The sequence below is a fragment of the Planococcus citreus genome (assembly GCF_003664125.1).
GTDB lineage: Bacteria > Bacillota > Bacilli > Bacillales_A > Planococcaceae > Planococcus > Planococcus citreus.
In genome coordinates this window covers 47,355-65,244 of sequence record NZ_RCCP01000008.1, presented here as the reverse complement: position 1 = coordinate 65,244, position 17,890 = coordinate 47,355, and the positions used below count along the sequence as shown (strand labels likewise).

The window sequence follows — 17,890 nt, the reverse complement described above, 5'->3', positions numbered from 1 at the left end:
GAGCAAGCTCCACTATCTCCGCTCGACTTGCATGTATTAGGCACGCCGCCAGCGTTCGTCCTGAGCCAGGATCAAACTCTCCATTATAGAGTAGTATTGATTGCTCAATAGTTGCTGGCGCATCGCCGTCCCGAAAGACGCGCGATTCGCTTGATCTGCCGAAGCTGATCAGTAAGTAAGTCACGAACACCGAAGTTTGGAATGGCTGCTTGCTCCGATCGCCCAAGGGCGACCATCGCAAAAGCCGTTCGCGCGCCAAGGCGCTCGTGACGTCTTTCGTTGACGTTTTGCTGTTCAGTTTTCAAGGTTCATGTTTGCTGTCGTTCCTGACGACTTTTATTATATTAAAGCATGTTTAAATATATGTCAACGCATTTACCAAACTTTTTTCAAAAGAACTTTTCAGCTTCTTAAAATCTATTCAAAACATCCTCTAAACCCTGTAGGTAAAGCGTTTCTTGCTGTAGACGAAAAAGTCATTTAAAACAAAAAATCCCGCTCCCTGCCCTAGAGGCAGAAAGCGGAACTTTTCTGAAAAATCATTTCTTCCCTTCAACAGCCTGTGCTTTTCTCGCAGCCCGGCGCGCTTCAAGTTTCAAACGGTCCTCTTCAGACTTCTCGTTATACTTCGGCAAGGCGAGAAGTTGATAAGCGTTCACTGCAAGCAATGGGAACAACAACAAGGTTACCCAGCTGTCTACATTACCCGCTCTTACCATTAAAGCCGGCAGCCATTCCAGTGTCGTAACGACAATCATGAAAAACAACGCTGAAATGAATGCTGACTTCGCTGTCCATTTCGCTTTGAAGTACGCTGTTGTGAGCGATACCGCCAATAAAATGAATAGCAGTGTTCCATAAAGGAATCCTTGCCCGCCCGTCTCGACGTTCGGCAGGAAACGGAACACAATCAAGTCGAAGATGACGATGGCGATGATCAAGAGCTGTACCCAATTCCACAGCCTAAGCGAGCGAAACATATTATGGCCGAACTGGTGAATCGTCAAATAGGCGAAGAAGCCCATCTGCGCAATCAAGCTCATGGTGAGTCCGACGACAATCATCCAGACAAAGCCCGCGATGAATTCTCCCCATTGCCCATTCCGTGCAGCTTCGGCGAAGACATCGTTCCAGCGGATGAAAATTCCGAGAAGCCCGGTAATCCCTCCGCCTATCAATAATGCAGTCAATGCAAACTTAACCCAATTTCGTATAGTCACGTATATTGCCTCCGTTAATTTAAAGTTCCTTTCGATTGTATCAACAAACCCTTCTATCTGCAGGAGGAGTTGTGAACAAACCTTGAAAGTCTTTTACCACCTATATAAAAATCCGGAAACCGAAAGCCGGTTTCCGGATAATATGTTTTATTGCTTGTTCTCTTTATTCGCGAATTGCTGGAGGACTTGTTGGGCAATCTCTCCATAAATCTTTCCGGTTGGGTGATCTTCTGCGTAGACAGATGGAGCGAAATCATTTTCATCCCAGTCCGGCTGGCCAAGCGGAATCTGTCCGAGCAATGGAGATTGTAATTCTTCAGCGAGCTTTGCCCCGCCGCCTTTTCCGAAGATGTATTCTTTTTTGCCGGATCCTTGGCTTTCAAACCACGACATGTTCTCGACGACTCCCAATACTTCGTGATTGGTTTGCAAAGCCATCGCTCCTGCTCGGGCTGCAACGAATGCAGCTGTCGGGTGCGGAGTGGTGACAACGATTTCTTTGGAAGCCGGAAGCATTTGATGGATATCGAGTGCGACGTCCCCTGTTCCTGGTGGCAAGTCCAATAGAAGATAGTCAAGATCTCCCCACTCCACATCGCGGAAGAATTGATCCAAGACTTTCCCGAGCATTGGGCCACGCCATACGACAGGCATATTATCTTCGACGAAGAAGCCCATGGAAATCACTTTGACGCCGAATCGCTCGACGGGAATGATTGTATCGCCCCGGACAACTGGCGCTTTATCGATGCCCATCATGTCCGGCACACTGAAGCCGTAGATATCTGCGTCAACGAGCCCAACTTTTTTGCCTGCACGCGCAAGCGCGATCGCCAAGTTGACGGAAACGGTCGATTTGCCGACGCCGCCTTTACCGCTGGCGATGGAAATGAATTCGACTTTGTTCAATGGAGACAGTAGATCCTGTGCTTCAGACTCGTTCGCGGTTCCGCGGAACTGCGCCAAGGCTTCGGGCGGCAATTCTTCGAAGCGGATGCCGACAGAGTCAGCGCCGACTCCCTTGATGGCGTCCACGACTTTCATTTGAAGCTGCATTTGTTCCGGTGTATTCGTTTTGGCGATCGCCAATTTCACACTGACGTATTTTTTCTCTTCTTTGATTTTTACCGACAAGATGCCGTTTGTTTCCGACAGGGTTCTATGTAAAAACGGATCTTCTAGAGCTCCGACTGCTTCTCGCACTTGTGTTTCACTTAACATTCCACTACACTCCTTATCACTTTTGCTACAGTCCAGTATAACATAGTGAAAGCGTTTTTAAATCCATTCAGGCTTTTCGCTGCGTGGCATCTTCTATGCCTCTATTCATTGCGGTCGAAGTCGAGCATGTCGTGTGCATCAAATGTGAAATCAGGGCCATATGCGACTTCCCAGTGGTAGCCATCGGGGTCTTGGAAATAACCCGAATACCCTCCCCAAAAGACATCAACAGGTTGTTTCACGATCACCGCTCCCGCTTTTTTTGCCAATTCCATGACTCGGTCCACTTCATCCCGGGATTTGGCATTATAGGCCAAGGTGATTCCGGAGAATCCGCTTTTCACCGGTGGATGTTCTGCGTCGATGTCTTTTGCCAATTCCTCTAAAGGATATAGCTCCAATTTTGTGCCTGAAGTATTGAAGAAAATGATGTCCGGTTTATCACTCTTTTCATCCGTTTGGAAGCCCAGTTCATCCCGGTAAAACTTCACAGACCTTTCCATATCCTGAACGCCCAGGCAGATTAGATTGATGCGGTTCATTTCATTCACTCCTTTTCGGTTTGCTATAGAGTTCGCCAACACACAAAAAAGCACCTTCCGGAAAACCGGAAAGTGCTTTTGAAAGGTAAAATTAACGTTTTGAGAACTGAGGTGCGCGACGTGCCGCTTTAAGACCGTATTTTTTACGTTCTTTCATACGTGGGTCACGTGTTAGGAATCCAGCAGATTTAAGTGCTCCGCGGAATTCTGGGTCTACTGTAAGTAGAGCGCGTGCGATTCCGTGACGGATTGCGCCGGCTTGTCCAGTGAACCCGCCGCCTTTTACGTTTACCAATACATCGTAGCTACCAAGAGTTTCAGTAGTTACTAGTGGTTGTTTGATGATTTGCTCAAGCGTTTCGTATGGAACGTAGTCAGATACGTCACGGTTGTTGATTGTGATCGTACCATCTCCTGGTACCAAACGTACGCGAGCTGTTGAGTTTTTACGGCGACCTGTACCGATATATTGAACTTGTGCCAAAGGTGTATCCTCCTCTTATTTACTGATTATTATCCGCGAAGCGTGTAAGCTTCAGGCTGTTGTGCTTGGTGGTTGTGCTCTGGTCCAGCGTATACATGCAATTTCTTGAATGTTTGGCGGCCCAAAGAGTTCTTTGGAAGCATGCCTTTGATCGCTAGTTCAAGCATTTTTGTAGGGTATTTCGTGCGCATTTCAAGTGCTGTGCGCTGCTTAAGTCCGCCTGTGTATTGCGTGTGGCGGTAGTAGATTTTGTCGGTAAGTTTTTTACCAGTCAAGTGAATTTTGTCAGCATTGATGATGATGACGTGATCGCCAGTGTCGACGTTCGGTGTGAATGTTGGTTTGTATTTCCCGCGCAAGATTGAAGCGACTTCAGAAGCCAAACGTCCAAGAGTTTGCCCTTCTGCATCGACAACCAACCATTTACGCTCTACTTCGTGACCTTTAGCCATGAATGTTGTACGCATGTATATTGTCCTCCTAATGAATCGTCTCATTTTTTTAGAATTCAGTTCCAAGTGTTCCATGTTGGTTCCGTTGTTCCGTGTTTTCCTTATCCCTTAACACAAATAACCTTCCGGGGCATATCGTGGGGGTAATGAAAATACCATACATCATCATATAACGGATTACGCTTTAAGTCAAGGATATTTAGAAAAACACCAGGAAAAGTTGCTTCGCCTTCAGTAATGCACTTTTTCCAAGTATAAACCGTGTGCTGCTGCGGTTTTGCCGGCAGCGTCGCGGTCACAAGCCGCAATGATGTCAGCCAATTCTTCCGGTTCTCTTCTATTTAATCCGACTTCCAGCAAAGTGCCTGCAATAATGCGCACCATGTTATAAAGAAAACCGGATCCTTCGATGACCATGTGCAATTCCTCGCCATGTTCTTCAAAATCAATCCGCCAAATCGTTCTTACTTTGTCGACGACATTGGTATTCGCCGCACAAAAACTGGAAAAATCGTGGGTGCCGATAAACGCTTGGGCCGCTTTTTCCATGCGTCCCACATCGATTTGCTGCGGCACGTGGACGAGATGGTTGCGGCTGAACGGGTTGATGAGCTTGCCGCGGTTCCATTTATACCGGTAAATTTTGCCTTTGGCGTGGTAGCGGGCATGGAAATCCGCATCTGCTTGTTCGATATTATAGACCTGGATGTCTTGCGGCAGGCGGACATTGAGCGCACGCACCCAGGAATCTGTCGGCATGGAAAACGGCGTATCGAAATGGATCACTTGCCCTGTCGCATGCACCCCGGAGTCTGTCCGTCCGCTTGCCACCACTTCGACCGGTTCGCCTTTATGCAATTCTTTCAACGCGCGCAACAGCTCCAGTTGAACGGTGCGGGTTTTCAGCTGGATTTGGTAGCCTGCAAATCCGCTGCCGTCATAGGCAATTGTCGCTTTCATTCGTTTCATGAGGTCTCTCCTTTTAATGCAGCTTTCGTAATCTAATTAAGTGAATCGCCATCTCTTTTGGTTAACTCCGGAAATACCAGAGCAATCCGGCAAATCCAACGAGCAGCAATAGGCTCAATGTGTCCATAATGCGCCAGTTGAGCTGGCGGTAACGCGTACGGCCTTCGCCTCCGCGGTAGCCTCTCACTTCCATGGCAGTCGCTAAATCTTCTGCCCGTTTAAAGGCACTGACAAACAACGGAATCAATAGCGGCACGACGGCTTTGATACGTTCTTTGATCGGGCCAGAACCAATATCCGAGCCGCGTGCCATTTGCGCTTTTAGGATCTTTCCGGTTTCATCCATCAAGGTCGGGATGAACCGCAGTGAAATCGACATCATCAACGCCAGTTCGTGGACCGGCAGTTTAACGCGCTTGAATGGCCCAAGCAATACTTCTATGCCATCCGTGATCGAAATCGGTGAAGTCGTTAATGTCAGGATACTGGTCATGAACACCAAGACAAGGAAGCGGATCGAGATGAATATCCCTTGCCGTAATCCTTCTTCATAGACATCTACAAAACCGACACTGAAAAGCAATGCCCCGCCTTCGGTAAAGAATAAATGCAGGAAAAACGTAAAGGCCATTAAGATGAAGACAGGTTTCAAGCCGTTAATTAAGAAATATAGCCGGATTTTCGATAAAAACACGGAAAGTAATGTAAATCCGAGCAAAATCGCATACGTAATAGCATTATTCGCGATAAAAACGATCGCAATAAACAAAAAGACGAACAGGATTTTGGCTCTTGGGTCCAGCCGGTGGACGACCGAATCCCCCGGGATAAAGCGTCCGAAAATCATTTTTTCCATCATTTCAGCTCACGCCCTTCCTTGAGCGCTTGCGCAATGGACTGCGCCAACGCCTCTTCGGTCAGCGCTAGCTCATCAAGAGTTAAGCCGGTTTTCTCTTCAAACTCCCGCTGCATGCGCACGGTGCGCGGCGGCTCCAGCCGGTAATCGCCGAGCTGCTCTTCATTGGCGAAGACTTCGCGCACATCGCCTGTCGCGACGCATTTGCCGCTGTGCATGATGGCCACTGTATCCGCATAACGCGCCGCATCTTCCATGCTATGTGTGACAAGCACAGTCGTTAAGCCTTTCTCTTGATGCAGGCGGTAAAACAAATCCATGATTTCCCGGCGTCCGCGCGGGTCAAGTCCTGCTGTTGGTTCATCGAGCACCAAGACATCCGGCTCCATTGCCAGAACGCCTGCTATGGCGACGCGGCGCATCTGCCCGCCCGATAAGTCAAAAGGTGATTTCTCCAGCACATCTTCCGGAAGCCCAAGCTGTTCGACCAAGGCGATGGCCCGTCTACGCGCTTCCTCTTCTGGCACACCGAAGTTCAGCGGGCCGAACATGATGTCTTTCAGGACCGTTTCATCAAATAGCTGCTGTTCGGGAAACTGGAAGACGATGCCGACTTTTTTTCGCACCTCTCGCAAATTTTTTGCTTTTGTCCCTGCTTCGATTTTCCGCTCGCCGATCAGCACACTGCCTTCTGTCGGCTGCAATAAAGCATTCAAATGTTGCAGCACGGTCGATTTCCCGGAACCCGTATGCCCGATGATCGCTGTGTAAGAGCCTGAAGGTATGTGCAGCGTGACATCCGTCAGCGCCCGTTTTTCAAAAGGGGTATCTTTCGCGTAGCTATATCCTACTTGCTTGAGTAATATGTCCATAATTCCTCCACCAGCTCATGTTCTGTCATAGATTCACCGGTCATCGGCACGCCGGCTTGTTTCAGTAAACCGGCCATCCGCATCGCAAATGGCAGATCCAACCCCATCTCCGTCAGCTCTTCGCCGGAAGAAAATACTTCATCGGGTGTGCCTTCCATTTGTTTATGCCCGGCACTCATCACCAGCACACGGTCAGCGAGCGCGGCTTCCTCCAGGTCATGGGTAATCGACAACACAGTGAGGCCCGTCGCTTCACGAAGCTCACGGATCGTCTCGATGACTTCCCGGCGGCCTTGCGGGTCGAGCATCGATGTGGCTTCATCCAAAATGAGCAGCCGCGGACGCAAAGCCAGTGCCCCGGCAATTGCCACGCGCTGCTTTTGCCCGCCGGATAAGTGATGCGGTTCATGGTCAAGATAATCCGCCATCTTCACTTGCTGCAAAGATTCACGGACACGCACCACCATTTCTTCATGAGGGACGCCGTTATTTTCGAGCGCAAACGCTACGTCATCCTGCACCGTTGCCCCGACGAATTGGTTGTCTGGATTTTGAAACACCATGCCCATCTGCGAGCGGATGTCCCACAAGCTTTCTTCAGACATTGTCAGTCCCATCGCTTTGACTGTTCCTTGCTGCGGAAACAATAAGCCGTTCATCAATTTGGCGATTGTCGACTTGCCCGAGCCGTTGTGTCCGACAAGCGCCACCCATTCGCCTTCGCCAATCGAGAACGATAGGTCCGAAACGGCCGGCTTGACCGACTTGTCTTCCGGTGCGTATGTGAATGTCACTTGTTCAAATGACAAAATGGTTCCTTTCATGTGTTGAAGCCTCCTCTAAACTTTCTCTACTCTGCTCTTATGTGCTGTAAAACGGGAATTCTTTAGCCACGCTTAACTTACACTGCTCATATTCCCTTCTATGGAATATCAACACTGGAAATTAATTGATCATTAAATAAAAAAAGCGCGCACCTCATTCAGAGTATGCGCTTTTCTGTCTCTATGGCTCCTGCGGGTGCTTAAGCCGCCGGTTGAATGAGGTGCGTAGAGCTAGACGAGACGCCGCCCGAAGGCTCGCTCATCATAACACTCAGCTTTTCATATTGTCGTATAAATCATGATGCTAAAAGAAGAGGGCTATGAACCCTCTTCAACTGATTAAACCAATTCAATAATTACGATTGGTGCGCCATCTCCGCGACGAGGCCCCATTTTCATGATGCGCGTGTAGCCGCCTTGACGGTCAGCGTAACGTGGTGCTACATCATCAAACAATTTTTGCAAAGCAAAGATTGTGTTTTCGTTGCCTTCTTCGTCAGTCGAGGTCACGAGTTCACGGCGAATGTATGCTGCAGCTTTACGGCGTGCGTGGATGTCTCCGCGCTTACCAAGCGTGATCATTTTTTCTACAGTTGAACGGACTTCTTTAGCACGGGCTTCAGTTGTCTGAATGCGCTCGTGAACGATTAGGTCAGTCGTAAGGTCACGCAAAAGCGCTTTACGTTGAGAACTTGTACGTTGAAGTTTTCTCATTGAAGTTTCCCTCCTTTGTTGAATAGTTCAGAAAGAATCGGGCAATCAGTCTTCTTTACGAAGGCCAAGACCTAGATCTTCCAACTTCACTTTCACTTCTTCAAGTGATTTGCGTCCGAGGTTGCGAACTTTCATCATGTCGTCTTCCGACTTATTGGCCAATTCGTGGACAGTGTTAATGCCGGCACGTTTCAGGCAGTTATAAGAACGAACAGAAAGATCAAGCTCTTCGATAGTCATCTCAAGCACTTTCTCTTTTTGGTCTTCTTCTTTTTCAACCATGATTTCAGCTGTTTGAGCCTCATCCGTCAATCCTACGAAGATGTTCAGATGTTCAGTGAAAATTTTCGCGCCAAGCGCAATTGCCTCTTTGGGACCGATGCTTCCATCTGTCCAGACATCGAGGGTTAATTTATCGAAATGAGCGAGTTGGCCCACACGGGTATTTTCCACTTGGAAATTGACGCGTGAAACTGGCGTGTAAATAGAGTCAATCGGGATGACGCCGATCGGAAGATCTTCACGTTTGTTCTGATCTGCACGGGCATACCCACGGCCGCGGTTAGCATACATGCGCATGCGCAAGTGGCCGTCTTTAGCGATTGTTGCAATATATAGATCCGGATTCAGAATTTCCACGTCACTATCGTGAGTGATATCTGCAGCCGTAACCGTTCCGTCACCTTTTACATCAATTTCAATGACTTTTTCTTCGTCAGAGTAAATTTTCAAAGCGAGCTTCTTGATATTCAAAATGATAGAGGCTACATCTTCTTCTACACCTTCGACAGTGGAGAATTCATGCAAAACGCCATCAATTTGGATCGAAGTAACAGCTGCGCCAGGTAAAGATGAAAGTAGGATTCGACGTAAGGAGTTACCTAAAGTGGTACCATATCCACGCTCAAGGGGTTCAACAACGAATTTGCCATATTTGGCATTGCTGTCGATCTCAACCGTTTCAATTTTTGGTTTTTCTATTTCGAGCATTCAGTTTACCCTCCTTCAAAACGTCGGTATTTTCGTTGCATAAGAATTCGATAGTCACAGACTTTCGCTACGATTCAGAACACATTGAGTAAGTCGTGATGTTCAAAAATCCTATTCAGACCAACGATTATACGCGACGGCGTTTTGGCGGGCGGCAGCCGTTGTGAGGAACTGGAGTTACGTCTCTAATTGCAGTAACTTCCAATCCAGCAGCTTGAAGCGCACGGATAGCAGCTTCGCGACCTGAACCAGGACCTTTAACAGTTACTTCCAAAGTTTTCAAACCATGTTCCATGGAAGTTTTTGCAGCAGTTTCAGCAGCCATTTGGGCAGCGAATGGAGTGGATTTACGTGAACCACGGAATCCTAGAGCACCAGCCGAAGACCATGATACTGCGTTACCTTGCATATCAGTGATCGTAACAATTGTGTTATTGAATGTTGAGCGGATGTGAGCAATACCGGATTCGATATTCTTTTTCACACGACGCTTACGAGTTTGTTGTTTACGTGCCATGTTAAGAAACAACCTCCTTTACTGATTATTTTTTCTTGTTAGCTACAGTTTTACGAGGACCTTTACGCGTACGCGCGTTGTTCTTCGTATTTTGACCACGAACCGGAAGACCGCGACGGTGGCGGATACCACGGAAGCTAGCGATTTCCATCAAACGTTTGATGTTCATGGAAACTTCACGGCGAAGGTCACCTTCGATTTTGTACTGATCCAATTGTTCACGGATATTGTTCAACTCGTCTTCTGTAAGATCGCGAACGCGAGTCTCTTCAGAAACACCAGCACCAGAAAGAACTTTCTGAGCAGTCGTTTTCCCAACACCGTAGATATAAGTCAATGAAATTACAACGCGTTTGTCGCGCGGAATGTCAACACCAGAAATACGTGCCATGTGTGCGATGCACCTCCTTCTTTATTAACCTTGTCTTTGTTTGTGTTTCGGATTTTCACAGATTACCATTACTTTACCGTTTCTGCGAATAACTTTACATTTTTCGCAGATCGGCTTAACAGATGGTCTCACTTTCATCTAACCCAACCTCCTTAGTAGTCCGGAGTGCAAAAGATTATTTAAAACGGTATGTGATGCGACCGCGTGTTAAATCGTAAGGAGAAAGTTCTACTGTTACTTTATCTCCTGGCAGAATGCGGATGAAATGCATGCGAATCTTGCCTGATACGTGCGCAAGAATCGTATGGCCATTTTCAAGCTCCACTTTAAACATCGCGTTGGGCAAAGTCTCAATGACTGTTCCCTCGATTTCAATTACATCGTCTTTCGCCATCGACCCAGTCTCCCTTCTGTATACAAATCAGGTACTCATCTTCAAACAGTATTTGCTGATTGAATAATTCTTATCCATTCACCAGGAATTCATGAGTGACATTTGAAAGACCTTCTCCGGGTTCCTCTCCCCACTTATGACAGCGGAGTTCGGGGGTTCCGGTTGAGCCAGTCTGACCCACGTATCCTCGACTGCCCGGACTGCCTTGGATGAGTTCCAAACCCGTTACACAGATGCTTCCACGAAACCCATTATACTACCTCCGGTGCGGAATTGCACGGAGCAACGAGCCTCACCGGTTTCATATAATCAAGCCTTGTTTGCTTTTGCAGCTCTCGAAAATTCATATCTCCGGTGCTCCTTAAAGCCACATGGAGGCAACTAACTGCGCCCGGCGCCGGGACTTAACCTCGGTCGCCCTTTAGAAGAGCATCAATGTCAGCAAATACTTTATCAATGTCCTGCTGTCCATCTATATTGGTCAGCACGTTCTTGTCTTCATAGAAGTCGAGAAGCGGCTGAGTTTGTTGCATGTTAACTTCTAAACGCTTCGTGACGGTTTCAGGCTTGTCGTCTTCGCGTTGGTAGAGCTCTCCACCATCTTTATCGCACACACCTGCAACAGCAGGAGGATTGAAGACAGTATGGTAAGCAGTTCCACAAACTTTGCAAATCCAACGGCCTGTTAAACGTGCAATCAATTCGTCTTGTTCAACTTGGATGTTTACGACATGCTCGATTCGTTTGCCAAGATCAGCCAGAAGAGATTCCAGCGCCTCAGCTTGAGGGACTGTGCGTGGAAAGCCGTCCAAGAGGAAGCCTTTCTCACAGTCCGGTTGGCTGAGTCGCTCTCGGACGATACCGATCGTCACTTCGTCAGGCACCAAGGCACCTTGATCCATGAACGACTTTGCTTCCAGGCCCAGTGCCGTGCCGCCTTTGATAGCTGCACGGAACATGTCGCCTGTCGAAATATGAGGGATGTCGTACTTCTTGACAATTTCGTCTGCTTGCGTGCCTTTGCCGGCACCTGGTAGACCCATCAACACAATGTTCATACGTTTTGCCCCCTCAGACAAGTGGATAAGGAACGTTTTCACGTTCCTCTCCATTGATTATTTCATAAAGCCTTTGTAATGACGTTTCACAAGTTGTGATTCCAATTGCTTCATCGTCTCCAGGGCTACCCCAACGACAATCAGCAAACTGGTGCCGCCAATCTGTGCAGATTGAGGCAGGTTTGCGATATTGATGAAGAAAATCGGCAGAACCGAGATAACGGAGAGGAAGATCGCTCCCACAAACGTTAAGCGGTAAAGCACACTTGTTAAATAATCTTGCGTATTTTTACCCGGACGGATTCCCGGAATATATGCACCTTGCTTTTTCAAGTTGTCCGCCACGTTTTCAGGATTAACCTGAATGAATGCATAGAAATACGTGAATGCAATGATCAAGGCGACATAAATGATCATGCCGACAGGACGCGTGTAATCAAACGTATTCTGGATTGCCTCCGTAAACGCGTTGGCACCAAAGAAAGAAGCGATAGTTTGCGGCGTGATGATGAACGCCACTGCAAAGATTACCGGGATAACTCCGGCCGCGTTTACTTTCAAAGGTAAATGCGTTTGCTGCCCATTCGAGCTCTGGCCACGGCCAGCGACACGTTTGGCATACTGGATCGGGATTTTACGCAACGCTTGTTGGACGTAAATGACCAATACAGTAATTGCAACAACTGCGAGTGCAAGCAATGCCATAATGGCAATGTTGATCGGAAGCTGGTCGCCAGCTCCTTGGATCTGCTGCGCATAAAGTTGGTTGATTGCTCCTGGTACTGCAGCGACAATCCCTGCGAAGATGATAATCGAAATACCGTTCCCCACGCCTTTTGCCGTGATCTGCTCACCAAGCCACAATAGAAATGCTGTTCCTGCTGTCAGTACGATGGCGATTACTACATACGTCGCAATCGAGTCGTCTTGGATCAATGTACCTCCGTACATTTGATTGAAACCATAAGACATGCCGATCGCCTGGATAAACGCAAGAACGATTGTAAAGTAACGAGTGAATTGAGCAAGTTTCCGTCTTCCGACTTCGCCTTGTTTCGCCCACTCAGCAAATTTCGGCACAACATCCATTTGCAGAAGCTGCACGATGATCGATGCTGTGATATAAGGCATGATTCCCATCGCCAAAATCGAGAAGTTGGCAAGGGCGCCTCCACCGAAAGTATTCAAGAAGCCGATCAGACCCATCTGATCAGTAGCTTGGAGTACTGACGCATCAACGTTCGGCACCGGAACGAATGTCCCGATACGGAAGATGATGAGCATTGCTAAAGTAAAGAAAATTTTATTTCGAATATCAGATACGCGCATAAGATTAGAGATTGTCTGAAACATTAAAGCACCTCGGTTTGACCGCCGGCAGCTTCAATAGCTTCTTTAGCTGATGCAGAGAATTTGTGGGCTTGTACAGACAATTTCTTGTCCAAGCTTCCGTTACCAAGGATCTTGATACCAGAACGCTCCTTGCTCACAACACCTGTTTCGATCAACAATGCAGGTGTAATTTCTGTGCCTTCTTCGAAACGGTTCAACACGTCAAGGTTTACAACAGTGTAATCTTTACGGTTGATGTTCGTGAATCCACGCTTCGGCAAACGACGGAACAATGGGTTTTGACCACCCTCGAATCCTGGACGGACACCGCCGCCTGAACGGGCTTTTTGACCTTTGTGACCTTTACCGGCTGTTTTACCAGTACCTGAACCGATTCCGCGTCCGATACGCTTGCGTGAGCTGCGTGAACCTTCTGCTGGTTTTAATTCGTGAAGTTTCATGTGGTTGGCACCTCCTTCTATAGAAATCAGGGATTAAACTTCTTTAATAGTAACTAAGTGAGCGACTTTATCAAGCATTCCGCGAACTGCCGCGTTGTCTTGGTGCTCAACTGTTTGATGCATCTTGCGCAGGCCTAGTGACTGGACTGTTTTACGTTGTGTCGGTTTTGAACCGATCACTGACTTAGTGAGGGTAATTTCTAGTTTAGTAGCCATCTAATTTCCCTCCCTTATTGGAATAACTCTTCTGTAGTTTTGCCGCGAAGTTTTGCAACTTCATCAGCGCTCTTCAGTTGAGTCAAACCGTTGATAGTAGCACGGACCATGTTGATCGGTGTGTTAGAACCAAGAGATTTAGACAAGATGTCTTGTACTCCTGCAAGCTCTAGTACCGCACGAACAGGACCACCAGCAATAACACCAGTACCTGGTGAAGCAGGTTTGATAAGAATCGAGCCGGCACCGAAGCGCCCAGTTACTAGATGTGGAGTAGTACCTTTAACCATAGGTACTTCGATTAAGTTCTTCTTCGCATCTTCAATAGCTTTACGGATTGCTTCTGGAACTTCTTGTGCTTTCCCAGTACCAAAACCGACTTTACCATTTTTGTCGCCTACAACAACCAATGCGGAGAAACGGAAACGACGTCCACCTTTTACAACTTTCGCTACGCGGTTAATCGTAACTACGCGTTCTTCAAGTTCAAGTTTGTTTGGATCAATACGACGCATTATATGGGTCCCTCCTTCTTTTAGAATTCTAAGCCGTTTTCACGGGCAGATTCAGCCAAAGCTTTCACACGGCCGTGATATAGATAACCACCGCGGTCAAAAACAACTGATTTCAAGCCGTTTTCTACTGCGCGTTTTGCAATCGTTTCGCCGACTTGAGCAGCCGCTTCGACGTTGCCTTTTGTTTCAAGAGAAAAATCTTTATCTGCAGATGATGCGCTAGCAAGCGTTACGCCGTTTACATCGTCGATCAATTGAGCGTAGATGTATTTGTTTGAACGGAAAACGTTCAAGCGTGGACGTTCAGCTGTTCCCGTGATTTTAGAACGTACGCGAGCGTGACGTTTTTTACGGGATGCATTTTTATCGAGTTTCGTAATCACTGAGGTCACTCCTTTCAGCCTGCCTAAGCAGCATTATTTACCTGTTTTACCTTCTTTGCGGCGAACTTTTTCGTCTTCGTAACGGATCCCTTTGCCTTTATACGGCTCTGGCGGGCGAGTAGCACGGATGTTTGAAGCAAGTGCTCCGACCATCTCTTTGTTGATCCCTTTAACGACGACTTTCGTGTTGCCTTGTACTTCGATTTCGATTCCTTCTTCCGGAGTGAATTCCACCGGATGAGAGTATCCAACGTTCAAGACCAATTTCTTGCCTTGTAGCTGGGCACGGTAACCTACACCGACTAGTTCAAGTGAGCGGGAGAAGCCTTCAGATACTCCAGTAACCATGTTCGCGAGCAATGCACGGGTTGTGCCGTGGATTGTGCGGTGGTCTTTGGAATCTGATGGGCGTGACAATGTCAAAACATTATCTTCCTGCGTGATTGTGATATCTGAGTTAAACGAGCGAGTAAGCTCGCCTTTAGGCCCTTTTACAGTTACGTTATTGTCGTTTTCGACAGTAACGGTAACGTTAGCAGGAACCTCGATTGGTTTTTTACCTACACGTGACATTCTGTTGCACCTCCATTCGTTTGTTGCTTCTTACCAAACGTAAGCTATGATTTCGCCGCCGACTTTTTTCGCGCGGGCTTCTTTATCAGTTACCAAACCTTGTGATGTCGATACTAGAGCGATTCCAAGACCGTTTAGTACACGAGGCACCTCGTCAGTTTTAGCGTATACACGTAGTCCTGGTTTTGAAATGCGTTTCAAGCCAGTGATGACGCGTTCGTTGTTGGCACCGTATTTAAGGAAAATGCGGATCATGCCTTGTTTATCATCTTCAACATATTCTACGTCACGTACGAAACCTTCACGCTTCAGGATTTCAGCGATGTCTTTTTTCACGTTGGAAGCCGGAAGCTCCAATTTCTCGTGACGAACCATGTTTGCATTACGAATGCGTGTCAGCATATCTGCAATCGGATCTGTCATTGTCATTACATTTACCTCCTTCCCAATTTAGGGGATTACCAGCTGGCTTTTTTGACGCCAGGAATTTGTCCCACATATGCAAGTTCACGGAAACAAATACGGCAAAGTTTGAATTTGCGCAGTACTGAATGCGGACGTCCGCATCGTTCACAGCGAGTGTACTCTTGTACTTTATACTTTGGCGTGCGTTTTTGTTTAGCAATCATCGATTTTTTAGCCACGTTTACGCCTCCCTCATCTTTACTTTTGGAACGGCATACCGAATTGTGTCAATAACTCACGAGCTTCTTCATCAGAGTTCGCAGTTGTCACAATTACGATATCCATACCGCGTACTTTAGAAACTTTATCATAATCGATTTCAGGGAAGATCAATTGTTCTTTCACACCAAGTGTGTAGTTGCCGCGTCCGTCGAAAGATTTTTTCGATACGCCACGGAAGTCACGAACACGTGGTAGTGAGATAGCAATCAATTTATCCAGGAAGTCATACATACGCTCACCGCGTAGTGTAACTTTACATCCGATTGGCATACCTTCACGAAGACGGAAGCCAGCGATAGATTTCTTAGCTTTTGTGATGACTGGCTTTTGACCAGTGATCGTCTGCAATTCTTCAACAGCAGAATCAAGTGATTTTGTGTTTTGTACAGCTTCACCGACACCCATGTTGATAACGATCTTGTCAACTTTTGGTGCCTGCATTACTGAGGAATATTCAAACTTGCTCACTAGAGCAGGAGTGATTTCGTTCACATATTTTTCTTGTAGGCGGTTCATGTTTGTACCTCCCCTCATTCAGGAATTTTATTTATCTAATTTTTCACCGGATTTTTTTGCAACACGAACTTTTTTGCCGTCTTCCATTTTGTATCCTACGCGAGTCGGCTCGCCGGATTTAGGGTCAACTACCATCACGTTAGAAACGTGGATCGCAGCTTCTTGGCTGACAATTCCGCCTTGCGGGCTTGCCTGGTTCGGTTTTGTATGCTTTTTGACGATGTTAACACCTTCAACGAGCACACGGTCTTTCTTAGGTAGAGCAGTCAAAACAACTCCTGTTTTGCCTTTGTCTTTACCAGAGATGACCTTAACTGTATCGCCTTTTTTTACATGCATTCTGTCGCACCTCCTTGGTATCGCACGTTGGATGTTTTATAGAACTTCAGGAGCAAGTGAAACGATCTTCATGAAGTTGTTGTCACGAAGTTCACGTGCAACTGGTCCGAAGATACGTGTTCCGCGTGGACCTTTATCGTCGCGGATAATCACACATGCATTTTCATCAAATTTGATGTAAGTACCGTCTTTACGGCGAGCTCCGCTTTTCGTGCGAACGATGACAGCCTTAACGACTTCACCTTTCTTAACAACGCCACCTGGTGTTGCTTTTTTCACGGTACAAACGATTACGTCACCGATGTTTGCTGTCTTGCGACCAGAACCACCAAGCACTTTAATCGTAAGTACTTCACGAGCACCCGAGTTGTCTGCAACTTTTAAACGACTTTCCTGTTGGATCACTTAGGTAACCTCCCTCCGGAACTTTTAGGATTCCGAACTTATTTAAATTAGATGATGACAGCTTTTTCGACGATTTCCACTAAACGGAAACGTTTTGTAGCTGATAGCGGACGAGTTTCCATGATGCGAACGATGTCGCCCATTTTCGCTTCGTTGTTCTCATCATGAGTCTTGAATTTCTTAGAGTATTTTACACGTTTGCCATAAAGCGCGTGCTTTTTTTGAGTTTCAACCATTACTGTAACGGTTTTGTCCATTTTGTCAGACACGACGCGGCCTGTGTATACTTTGCGTTGGTTACGCTCAGACATACTTGCAACCTCCTCTCGAATTATCAGTTGTTGCCACTGAGTTCTCTTTCATGAATCACAGTTTTCATACGGGCAATCGCTTTACGTACTTCGCGGATGCGAGCCGTATTTTCTAATTGACCAGTAGCCAATTGGAAGCGAAGGTTGAAAAGCTCTTCTTTCAGTGATTTCACTTTTTGTTCGATTTCAGCAGTGGTTAGGTCACGGATTTCATTAGCTTTCATTCGATTCACCACCAATTTCTTCGCGTTTTACGAATTTCGTTTTCACTGGCAATTTGTGAGAGGCAAGACGCAATGCTTCGCGTGCAACTTCTTCAGATACTCCAGCGATTTCGAACATAATTTTACCAGTTTTTACTACCGCTACCCAGCCTTCAGGTGAACCTTTACCGGAACCCATCCGTACTTCAAGAGGCTTTTTCGTGTATGGCTTGTGAGGGAAAATCTTGATCCAGACTTTACCGCCACGTTTCATGTAACGTGTCATAGCGATACGGGCAGATTCGATTTGGCGGTTAGTGATCCATGAAGACTCAAGAGCCTGCAGGCCATATTCGCCGAATGCGACTTCTTTGCCGCCTTTCGCTTCTCCGCGCATCTTGCCACGGTGTTCACGACGATATTTTACGCGTTTTGGCAATAACAT

General features: G+C 47.0%; 30 protein-coding genes and 1 rRNA gene. All 31 read right to left on the bottom strand.

Annotated elements, in window-relative coordinates; all coding sequences use genetic code 11:
- Positions 1–87 (bottom strand): 16S ribosomal RNA (locus tag DFR62_RS16385); the annotation flags it as partial.
- Positions 88–539: 452 nt separating this feature from the next.
- The gene (locus tag DFR62_RS16380; protein WP_121301304.1) at positions 540–1,220 is read right to left on the bottom strand and encodes a KinB-signaling pathway activation protein; all 681 of its coding nucleotides are present in this window, start codon (positions 1,218–1,220) and stop codon (positions 540–542) included.
- Between the two features lie 147 nt (positions 1,221–1,367).
- A complete protein-coding gene (locus DFR62_RS16375; RefSeq protein WP_121301303.1) occupies positions 1,368–2,441 on the bottom strand; it encodes an Mrp/NBP35 family ATP-binding protein in 1,074 nt (357 codons plus the stop codon).
- Between the two features lie 101 nt (positions 2,442–2,542).
- Complete coding sequence (locus DFR62_RS16370; protein WP_121301302.1) at positions 2,543–2,983, bottom strand: VOC family protein; 441 nt, start codon at positions 2,981–2,983, stop codon at positions 2,543–2,545.
- 91 nt (positions 2,984–3,074) lie between these two features.
- On the bottom strand, positions 3,075–3,467 hold the full coding sequence (rpsI, locus tag DFR62_RS16365) for a 30S ribosomal protein S9 (protein ID WP_058382135.1): 393 nt from the start codon (positions 3,465–3,467) through the stop codon (positions 3,075–3,077).
- A 29-nt stretch (positions 3,468–3,496) separates the two neighbouring features.
- Positions 3,497–3,934 carry a 50S ribosomal protein L13 gene (rplM, locus tag DFR62_RS16360; protein ID WP_058382136.1) on the bottom strand — a complete coding sequence of 146 codons (438 nt, stop codon included), beginning with the start codon at positions 3,932–3,934 and terminating at the stop codon, positions 3,497–3,499.
- A gap of 216 nt (positions 3,935–4,150) precedes the next feature.
- Positions 4,151–4,888 (bottom strand): tRNA pseudouridine(38-40) synthase TruA, encoded by a 738-nt coding sequence (truA, locus tag DFR62_RS16355; protein ID WP_121301301.1) that lies wholly within the window; start codon positions 4,886–4,888, stop codon positions 4,151–4,153.
- Positions 4,889–4,949: 61 nt separating this feature from the next.
- A complete protein-coding gene (locus DFR62_RS16350; protein ID WP_121301300.1) occupies positions 4,950–5,747 on the bottom strand; it encodes an energy-coupling factor transporter transmembrane component T family protein in 798 nt (265 codons plus the stop codon).
- On the bottom strand, positions 5,744–6,616 hold the full coding sequence (locus DFR62_RS16345; RefSeq protein ID WP_121301299.1) for an energy-coupling factor ABC transporter ATP-binding protein: 873 nt from the start codon (positions 6,614–6,616) through the stop codon (positions 5,744–5,746). The genes DFR62_RS16350 and DFR62_RS16345 overlap by 4 nt, the downstream gene beginning before the upstream one ends.
- Complete coding sequence (locus tag DFR62_RS16340; protein ID WP_121301298.1) at positions 6,592–7,440, bottom strand: energy-coupling factor ABC transporter ATP-binding protein; 849 nt, start codon at positions 7,438–7,440, stop codon at positions 6,592–6,594. The genes DFR62_RS16345 and DFR62_RS16340 overlap by 25 nt, the downstream gene beginning before the upstream one ends.
- A 339-nt stretch (positions 7,441–7,779) precedes the next feature.
- A complete protein-coding gene (rplQ, locus tag DFR62_RS16335) occupies positions 7,780–8,154 on the bottom strand; it encodes a 50S ribosomal protein L17 (protein ID WP_058382141.1) in 375 nt (124 codons plus the stop codon).
- A 45-nt stretch (positions 8,155–8,199) separates the two neighbouring features.
- Positions 8,200–9,144, bottom strand: coding sequence for a DNA-directed RNA polymerase subunit alpha (locus DFR62_RS16330; RefSeq protein ID WP_058382142.1), 945 nt, complete (start codon positions 9,142–9,144; stop codon positions 8,200–8,202).
- A gap of 127 nt (positions 9,145–9,271) precedes the next feature.
- Positions 9,272–9,661 (bottom strand): 30S ribosomal protein S11, encoded by a 390-nt coding sequence (rpsK, locus tag DFR62_RS16325; RefSeq protein ID WP_058382143.1) that lies wholly within the window; start codon positions 9,659–9,661, stop codon positions 9,272–9,274.
- A gap of 25 nt (positions 9,662–9,686) precedes the next feature.
- Positions 9,687–10,052: a 30S ribosomal protein S13 gene (gene rpsM / locus DFR62_RS16320; protein ID WP_058382144.1), complete on the bottom strand. Its 366-nt coding sequence runs from the start codon at positions 10,050–10,052 to the stop codon at positions 9,687–9,689.
- Between the two features lie 24 nt (positions 10,053–10,076).
- Entirely contained in the window at positions 10,077–10,190 is a 114-nt protein-coding gene (gene rpmJ / locus DFR62_RS16315) for a 50S ribosomal protein L36 (protein WP_006828951.1), read from the bottom strand.
- A 37-nt stretch (positions 10,191–10,227) separates the two neighbouring features.
- Positions 10,228–10,446 carry a translation initiation factor IF-1 gene (gene infA / locus DFR62_RS16310; RefSeq protein ID WP_050613653.1) on the bottom strand — a complete coding sequence of 73 codons (219 nt, stop codon included), beginning with the start codon at positions 10,444–10,446 and terminating at the stop codon, positions 10,228–10,230.
- Between the two features lie 404 nt (positions 10,447–10,850).
- Positions 10,851–11,504, bottom strand: coding sequence for an adenylate kinase (locus DFR62_RS16305; protein ID WP_121301297.1), 654 nt, complete (start codon positions 11,502–11,504; stop codon positions 10,851–10,853).
- A 57-nt stretch (positions 11,505–11,561) separates the two neighbouring features.
- Positions 11,562–12,857: a preprotein translocase subunit SecY gene (secY, locus tag DFR62_RS16300; RefSeq protein WP_112233917.1), complete on the bottom strand. Its 1,296-nt coding sequence runs from the start codon at positions 12,855–12,857 to the stop codon at positions 11,562–11,564.
- Complete coding sequence (gene rplO / locus DFR62_RS16295) at positions 12,857–13,297, bottom strand: 50S ribosomal protein L15 (protein ID WP_058382147.1); 441 nt, start codon at positions 13,295–13,297, stop codon at positions 12,857–12,859. The genes secY and rplO overlap by 1 nt, the downstream gene beginning before the upstream one ends.
- Before the next feature lie 33 nt (positions 13,298–13,330).
- Positions 13,331–13,513, bottom strand: coding sequence for a 50S ribosomal protein L30 (gene rpmD, locus DFR62_RS16290; protein WP_058382148.1), 183 nt, complete (start codon positions 13,511–13,513; stop codon positions 13,331–13,333).
- 14 nt (positions 13,514–13,527) lie between these two features.
- Entirely contained in the window at positions 13,528–14,028 is a 501-nt protein-coding gene (rpsE, locus tag DFR62_RS16285) for a 30S ribosomal protein S5 (protein WP_058382149.1), read from the bottom strand.
- 20 nt (positions 14,029–14,048) lie between these two features.
- Complete coding sequence (rplR, locus tag DFR62_RS16280; protein ID WP_058382150.1) at positions 14,049–14,411, bottom strand: 50S ribosomal protein L18; 363 nt, start codon at positions 14,409–14,411, stop codon at positions 14,049–14,051.
- A gap of 33 nt (positions 14,412–14,444) precedes the next feature.
- Positions 14,445–14,984, bottom strand: coding sequence for a 50S ribosomal protein L6 (gene rplF / locus DFR62_RS16275; RefSeq protein ID WP_121301296.1), 540 nt, complete (start codon positions 14,982–14,984; stop codon positions 14,445–14,447).
- Between the two features lie 30 nt (positions 14,985–15,014).
- Positions 15,015–15,413: a 30S ribosomal protein S8 gene (rpsH, locus tag DFR62_RS16270; protein WP_058382152.1), complete on the bottom strand. Its 399-nt coding sequence runs from the start codon at positions 15,411–15,413 to the stop codon at positions 15,015–15,017.
- Between the two features lie 29 nt (positions 15,414–15,442).
- Positions 15,443–15,628 carry a type Z 30S ribosomal protein S14 gene (locus DFR62_RS16265; RefSeq protein WP_068489164.1) on the bottom strand — a complete coding sequence of 62 codons (186 nt, stop codon included), beginning with the start codon at positions 15,626–15,628 and terminating at the stop codon, positions 15,443–15,445.
- A gap of 19 nt (positions 15,629–15,647) precedes the next feature.
- Positions 15,648–16,187 (bottom strand): 50S ribosomal protein L5, encoded by a 540-nt coding sequence (gene rplE, locus DFR62_RS16260; protein ID WP_058382153.1) that lies wholly within the window; start codon positions 16,185–16,187, stop codon positions 15,648–15,650.
- Between the two features lie 27 nt (positions 16,188–16,214).
- A complete protein-coding gene (rplX, locus tag DFR62_RS16255; protein WP_058382154.1) occupies positions 16,215–16,526 on the bottom strand; it encodes a 50S ribosomal protein L24 in 312 nt (103 codons plus the stop codon).
- Positions 16,527–16,562: 36 nt separating this feature from the next.
- Entirely contained in the window at positions 16,563–16,931 is a 369-nt protein-coding gene (rplN, locus tag DFR62_RS16250; protein ID WP_033542790.1) for a 50S ribosomal protein L14, read from the bottom strand.
- A 47-nt stretch (positions 16,932–16,978) separates the two neighbouring features.
- Entirely contained in the window at positions 16,979–17,242 is a 264-nt protein-coding gene (rpsQ, locus tag DFR62_RS16245) for a 30S ribosomal protein S17 (protein WP_121301295.1), read from the bottom strand.
- A 23-nt stretch (positions 17,243–17,265) separates the two neighbouring features.
- The gene (gene rpmC / locus DFR62_RS16240) at positions 17,266–17,466 is read right to left on the bottom strand and encodes a 50S ribosomal protein L29 (protein ID WP_058382156.1); all 201 of its coding nucleotides are present in this window, start codon (positions 17,464–17,466) and stop codon (positions 17,266–17,268) included.
- Entirely contained in the window at positions 17,456–17,890 is a 435-nt protein-coding gene (rplP, locus tag DFR62_RS16235; RefSeq protein ID WP_058382157.1) for a 50S ribosomal protein L16, read from the bottom strand. Before rplP ends, rpmC begins: the two co-directional genes overlap by 11 nt.

Bases quoted from the DNA above. Each gene is read 5' to 3' on its own strand.
- secY (WP_112233917.1), bottom strand. From the start codon at position 12,857: ATGTTTCAGACAATCTCTAATCTTATGCGCGTATCTGATATTCGAAAT.
- rpsM (WP_058382144.1), bottom strand. From the start codon at position 10,052: ATGGCACGTATTTCTGGTGTTGACATTCCGCGCGACAAACGCGTTGTA.
- rpmC (WP_058382156.1), bottom strand. From the start codon at position 17,466: ATGAAAGCTAATGAAATCCGTGACCTAACCACTGCTGAAATCGAACAA.
- rpsK (WP_058382143.1), bottom strand. From the start codon at position 9,661: ATGGCACGTAAACAACAAACTCGTAAGCGTCGTGTGAAAAAGAATATC.
- rpsQ (WP_121301295.1), bottom strand. From the start codon at position 17,242: ATGTCTGAGCGTAACCAACGCAAAGTATACACAGGCCGCGTCGTGTCT.
- infA (WP_050613653.1), bottom strand. From the start codon at position 10,446: ATGGCGAAAGACGATGTAATTGAAATCGAGGGAACAGTCATTGAGACT.
- rplM (WP_058382136.1), bottom strand. From the start codon at position 3,934: ATGCGTACAACATTCATGGCTAAAGGTCACGAAGTAGAGCGTAAATGG.
- rplQ (WP_058382141.1), bottom strand. From the start codon at position 8,154: ATGAGAAAACTTCAACGTACAAGTTCTCAACGTAAAGCGCTTTTGCGT.
- DFR62_RS16375 (WP_121301303.1), bottom strand. From the start codon at position 2,441: ATGTTAAGTGAAACACAAGTGCGAGAAGCAGTCGGAGCTCTAGAAGAT.
- DFR62_RS16370 (WP_121301302.1), bottom strand. From the start codon at position 2,983: ATGAACCGCATCAATCTAATCTGCCTGGGCGTTCAGGATATGGAAAGG.
- rpsH (WP_058382152.1), bottom strand. From the start codon at position 15,413: ATGACAATGACAGATCCGATTGCAGATATGCTGACACGCATTCGTAAT.
- DFR62_RS16350 (WP_121301300.1), bottom strand. From the start codon at position 5,747: ATGATGGAAAAAATGATTTTCGGACGCTTTATCCCGGGGGATTCGGTC.
- DFR62_RS16330 (WP_058382142.1), bottom strand. From the start codon at position 9,144: ATGCTCGAAATAGAAAAACCAAAAATTGAAACGGTTGAGATCGACAGC.
- DFR62_RS16345 (WP_121301299.1), bottom strand. From the start codon at position 6,616: ATGGACATATTACTCAAGCAAGTAGGATATAGCTACGCGAAAGATACC.
- rplF (WP_121301296.1), bottom strand. From the start codon at position 14,984: ATGTCACGTGTAGGTAAAAAACCAATCGAGGTTCCTGCTAACGTTACC.
- DFR62_RS16340 (WP_121301298.1), bottom strand. From the start codon at position 7,440: ATGAAAGGAACCATTTTGTCATTTGAACAAGTGACATTCACATACGCA.
- truA (WP_121301301.1), bottom strand. From the start codon at position 4,888: ATGAAACGAATGAAAGCGACAATTGCCTATGACGGCAGCGGATTTGCA.
- rplO (WP_058382147.1), bottom strand. From the start codon at position 13,297: ATGAAACTTCACGAATTAAAACCAGCAGAAGGTTCACGCAGCTCACGC.
- rpmD (WP_058382148.1), bottom strand. From the start codon at position 13,513: ATGGCTACTAAACTAGAAATTACCCTCACTAAGTCAGTGATCGGTTCA.
- rplE (WP_058382153.1), bottom strand. From the start codon at position 16,187: ATGAACCGCCTACAAGAAAAATATGTGAACGAAATCACTCCTGCTCTA.
- rplX (WP_058382154.1), bottom strand. From the start codon at position 16,526: ATGCATGTAAAAAAAGGCGATACAGTTAAGGTCATCTCTGGTAAAGAC.
- rpsE (WP_058382149.1), bottom strand. From the start codon at position 14,028: ATGCGTCGTATTGATCCAAACAAACTTGAACTTGAAGAACGCGTAGTT.
- rpmJ (WP_006828951.1), bottom strand. From the start codon at position 10,190: ATGAAAGTGAGACCATCTGTTAAGCCGATCTGCGAAAAATGTAAAGTT.
- rplP (WP_058382157.1), bottom strand. From the start codon at position 17,890: ATGTTATTGCCAAAACGCGTAAAATATCGTCGTGAACACCGTGGCAAG.
- DFR62_RS16305 (WP_121301297.1), bottom strand. From the start codon at position 11,504: ATGAACATTGTGTTGATGGGTCTACCAGGTGCCGGCAAAGGCACGCAA.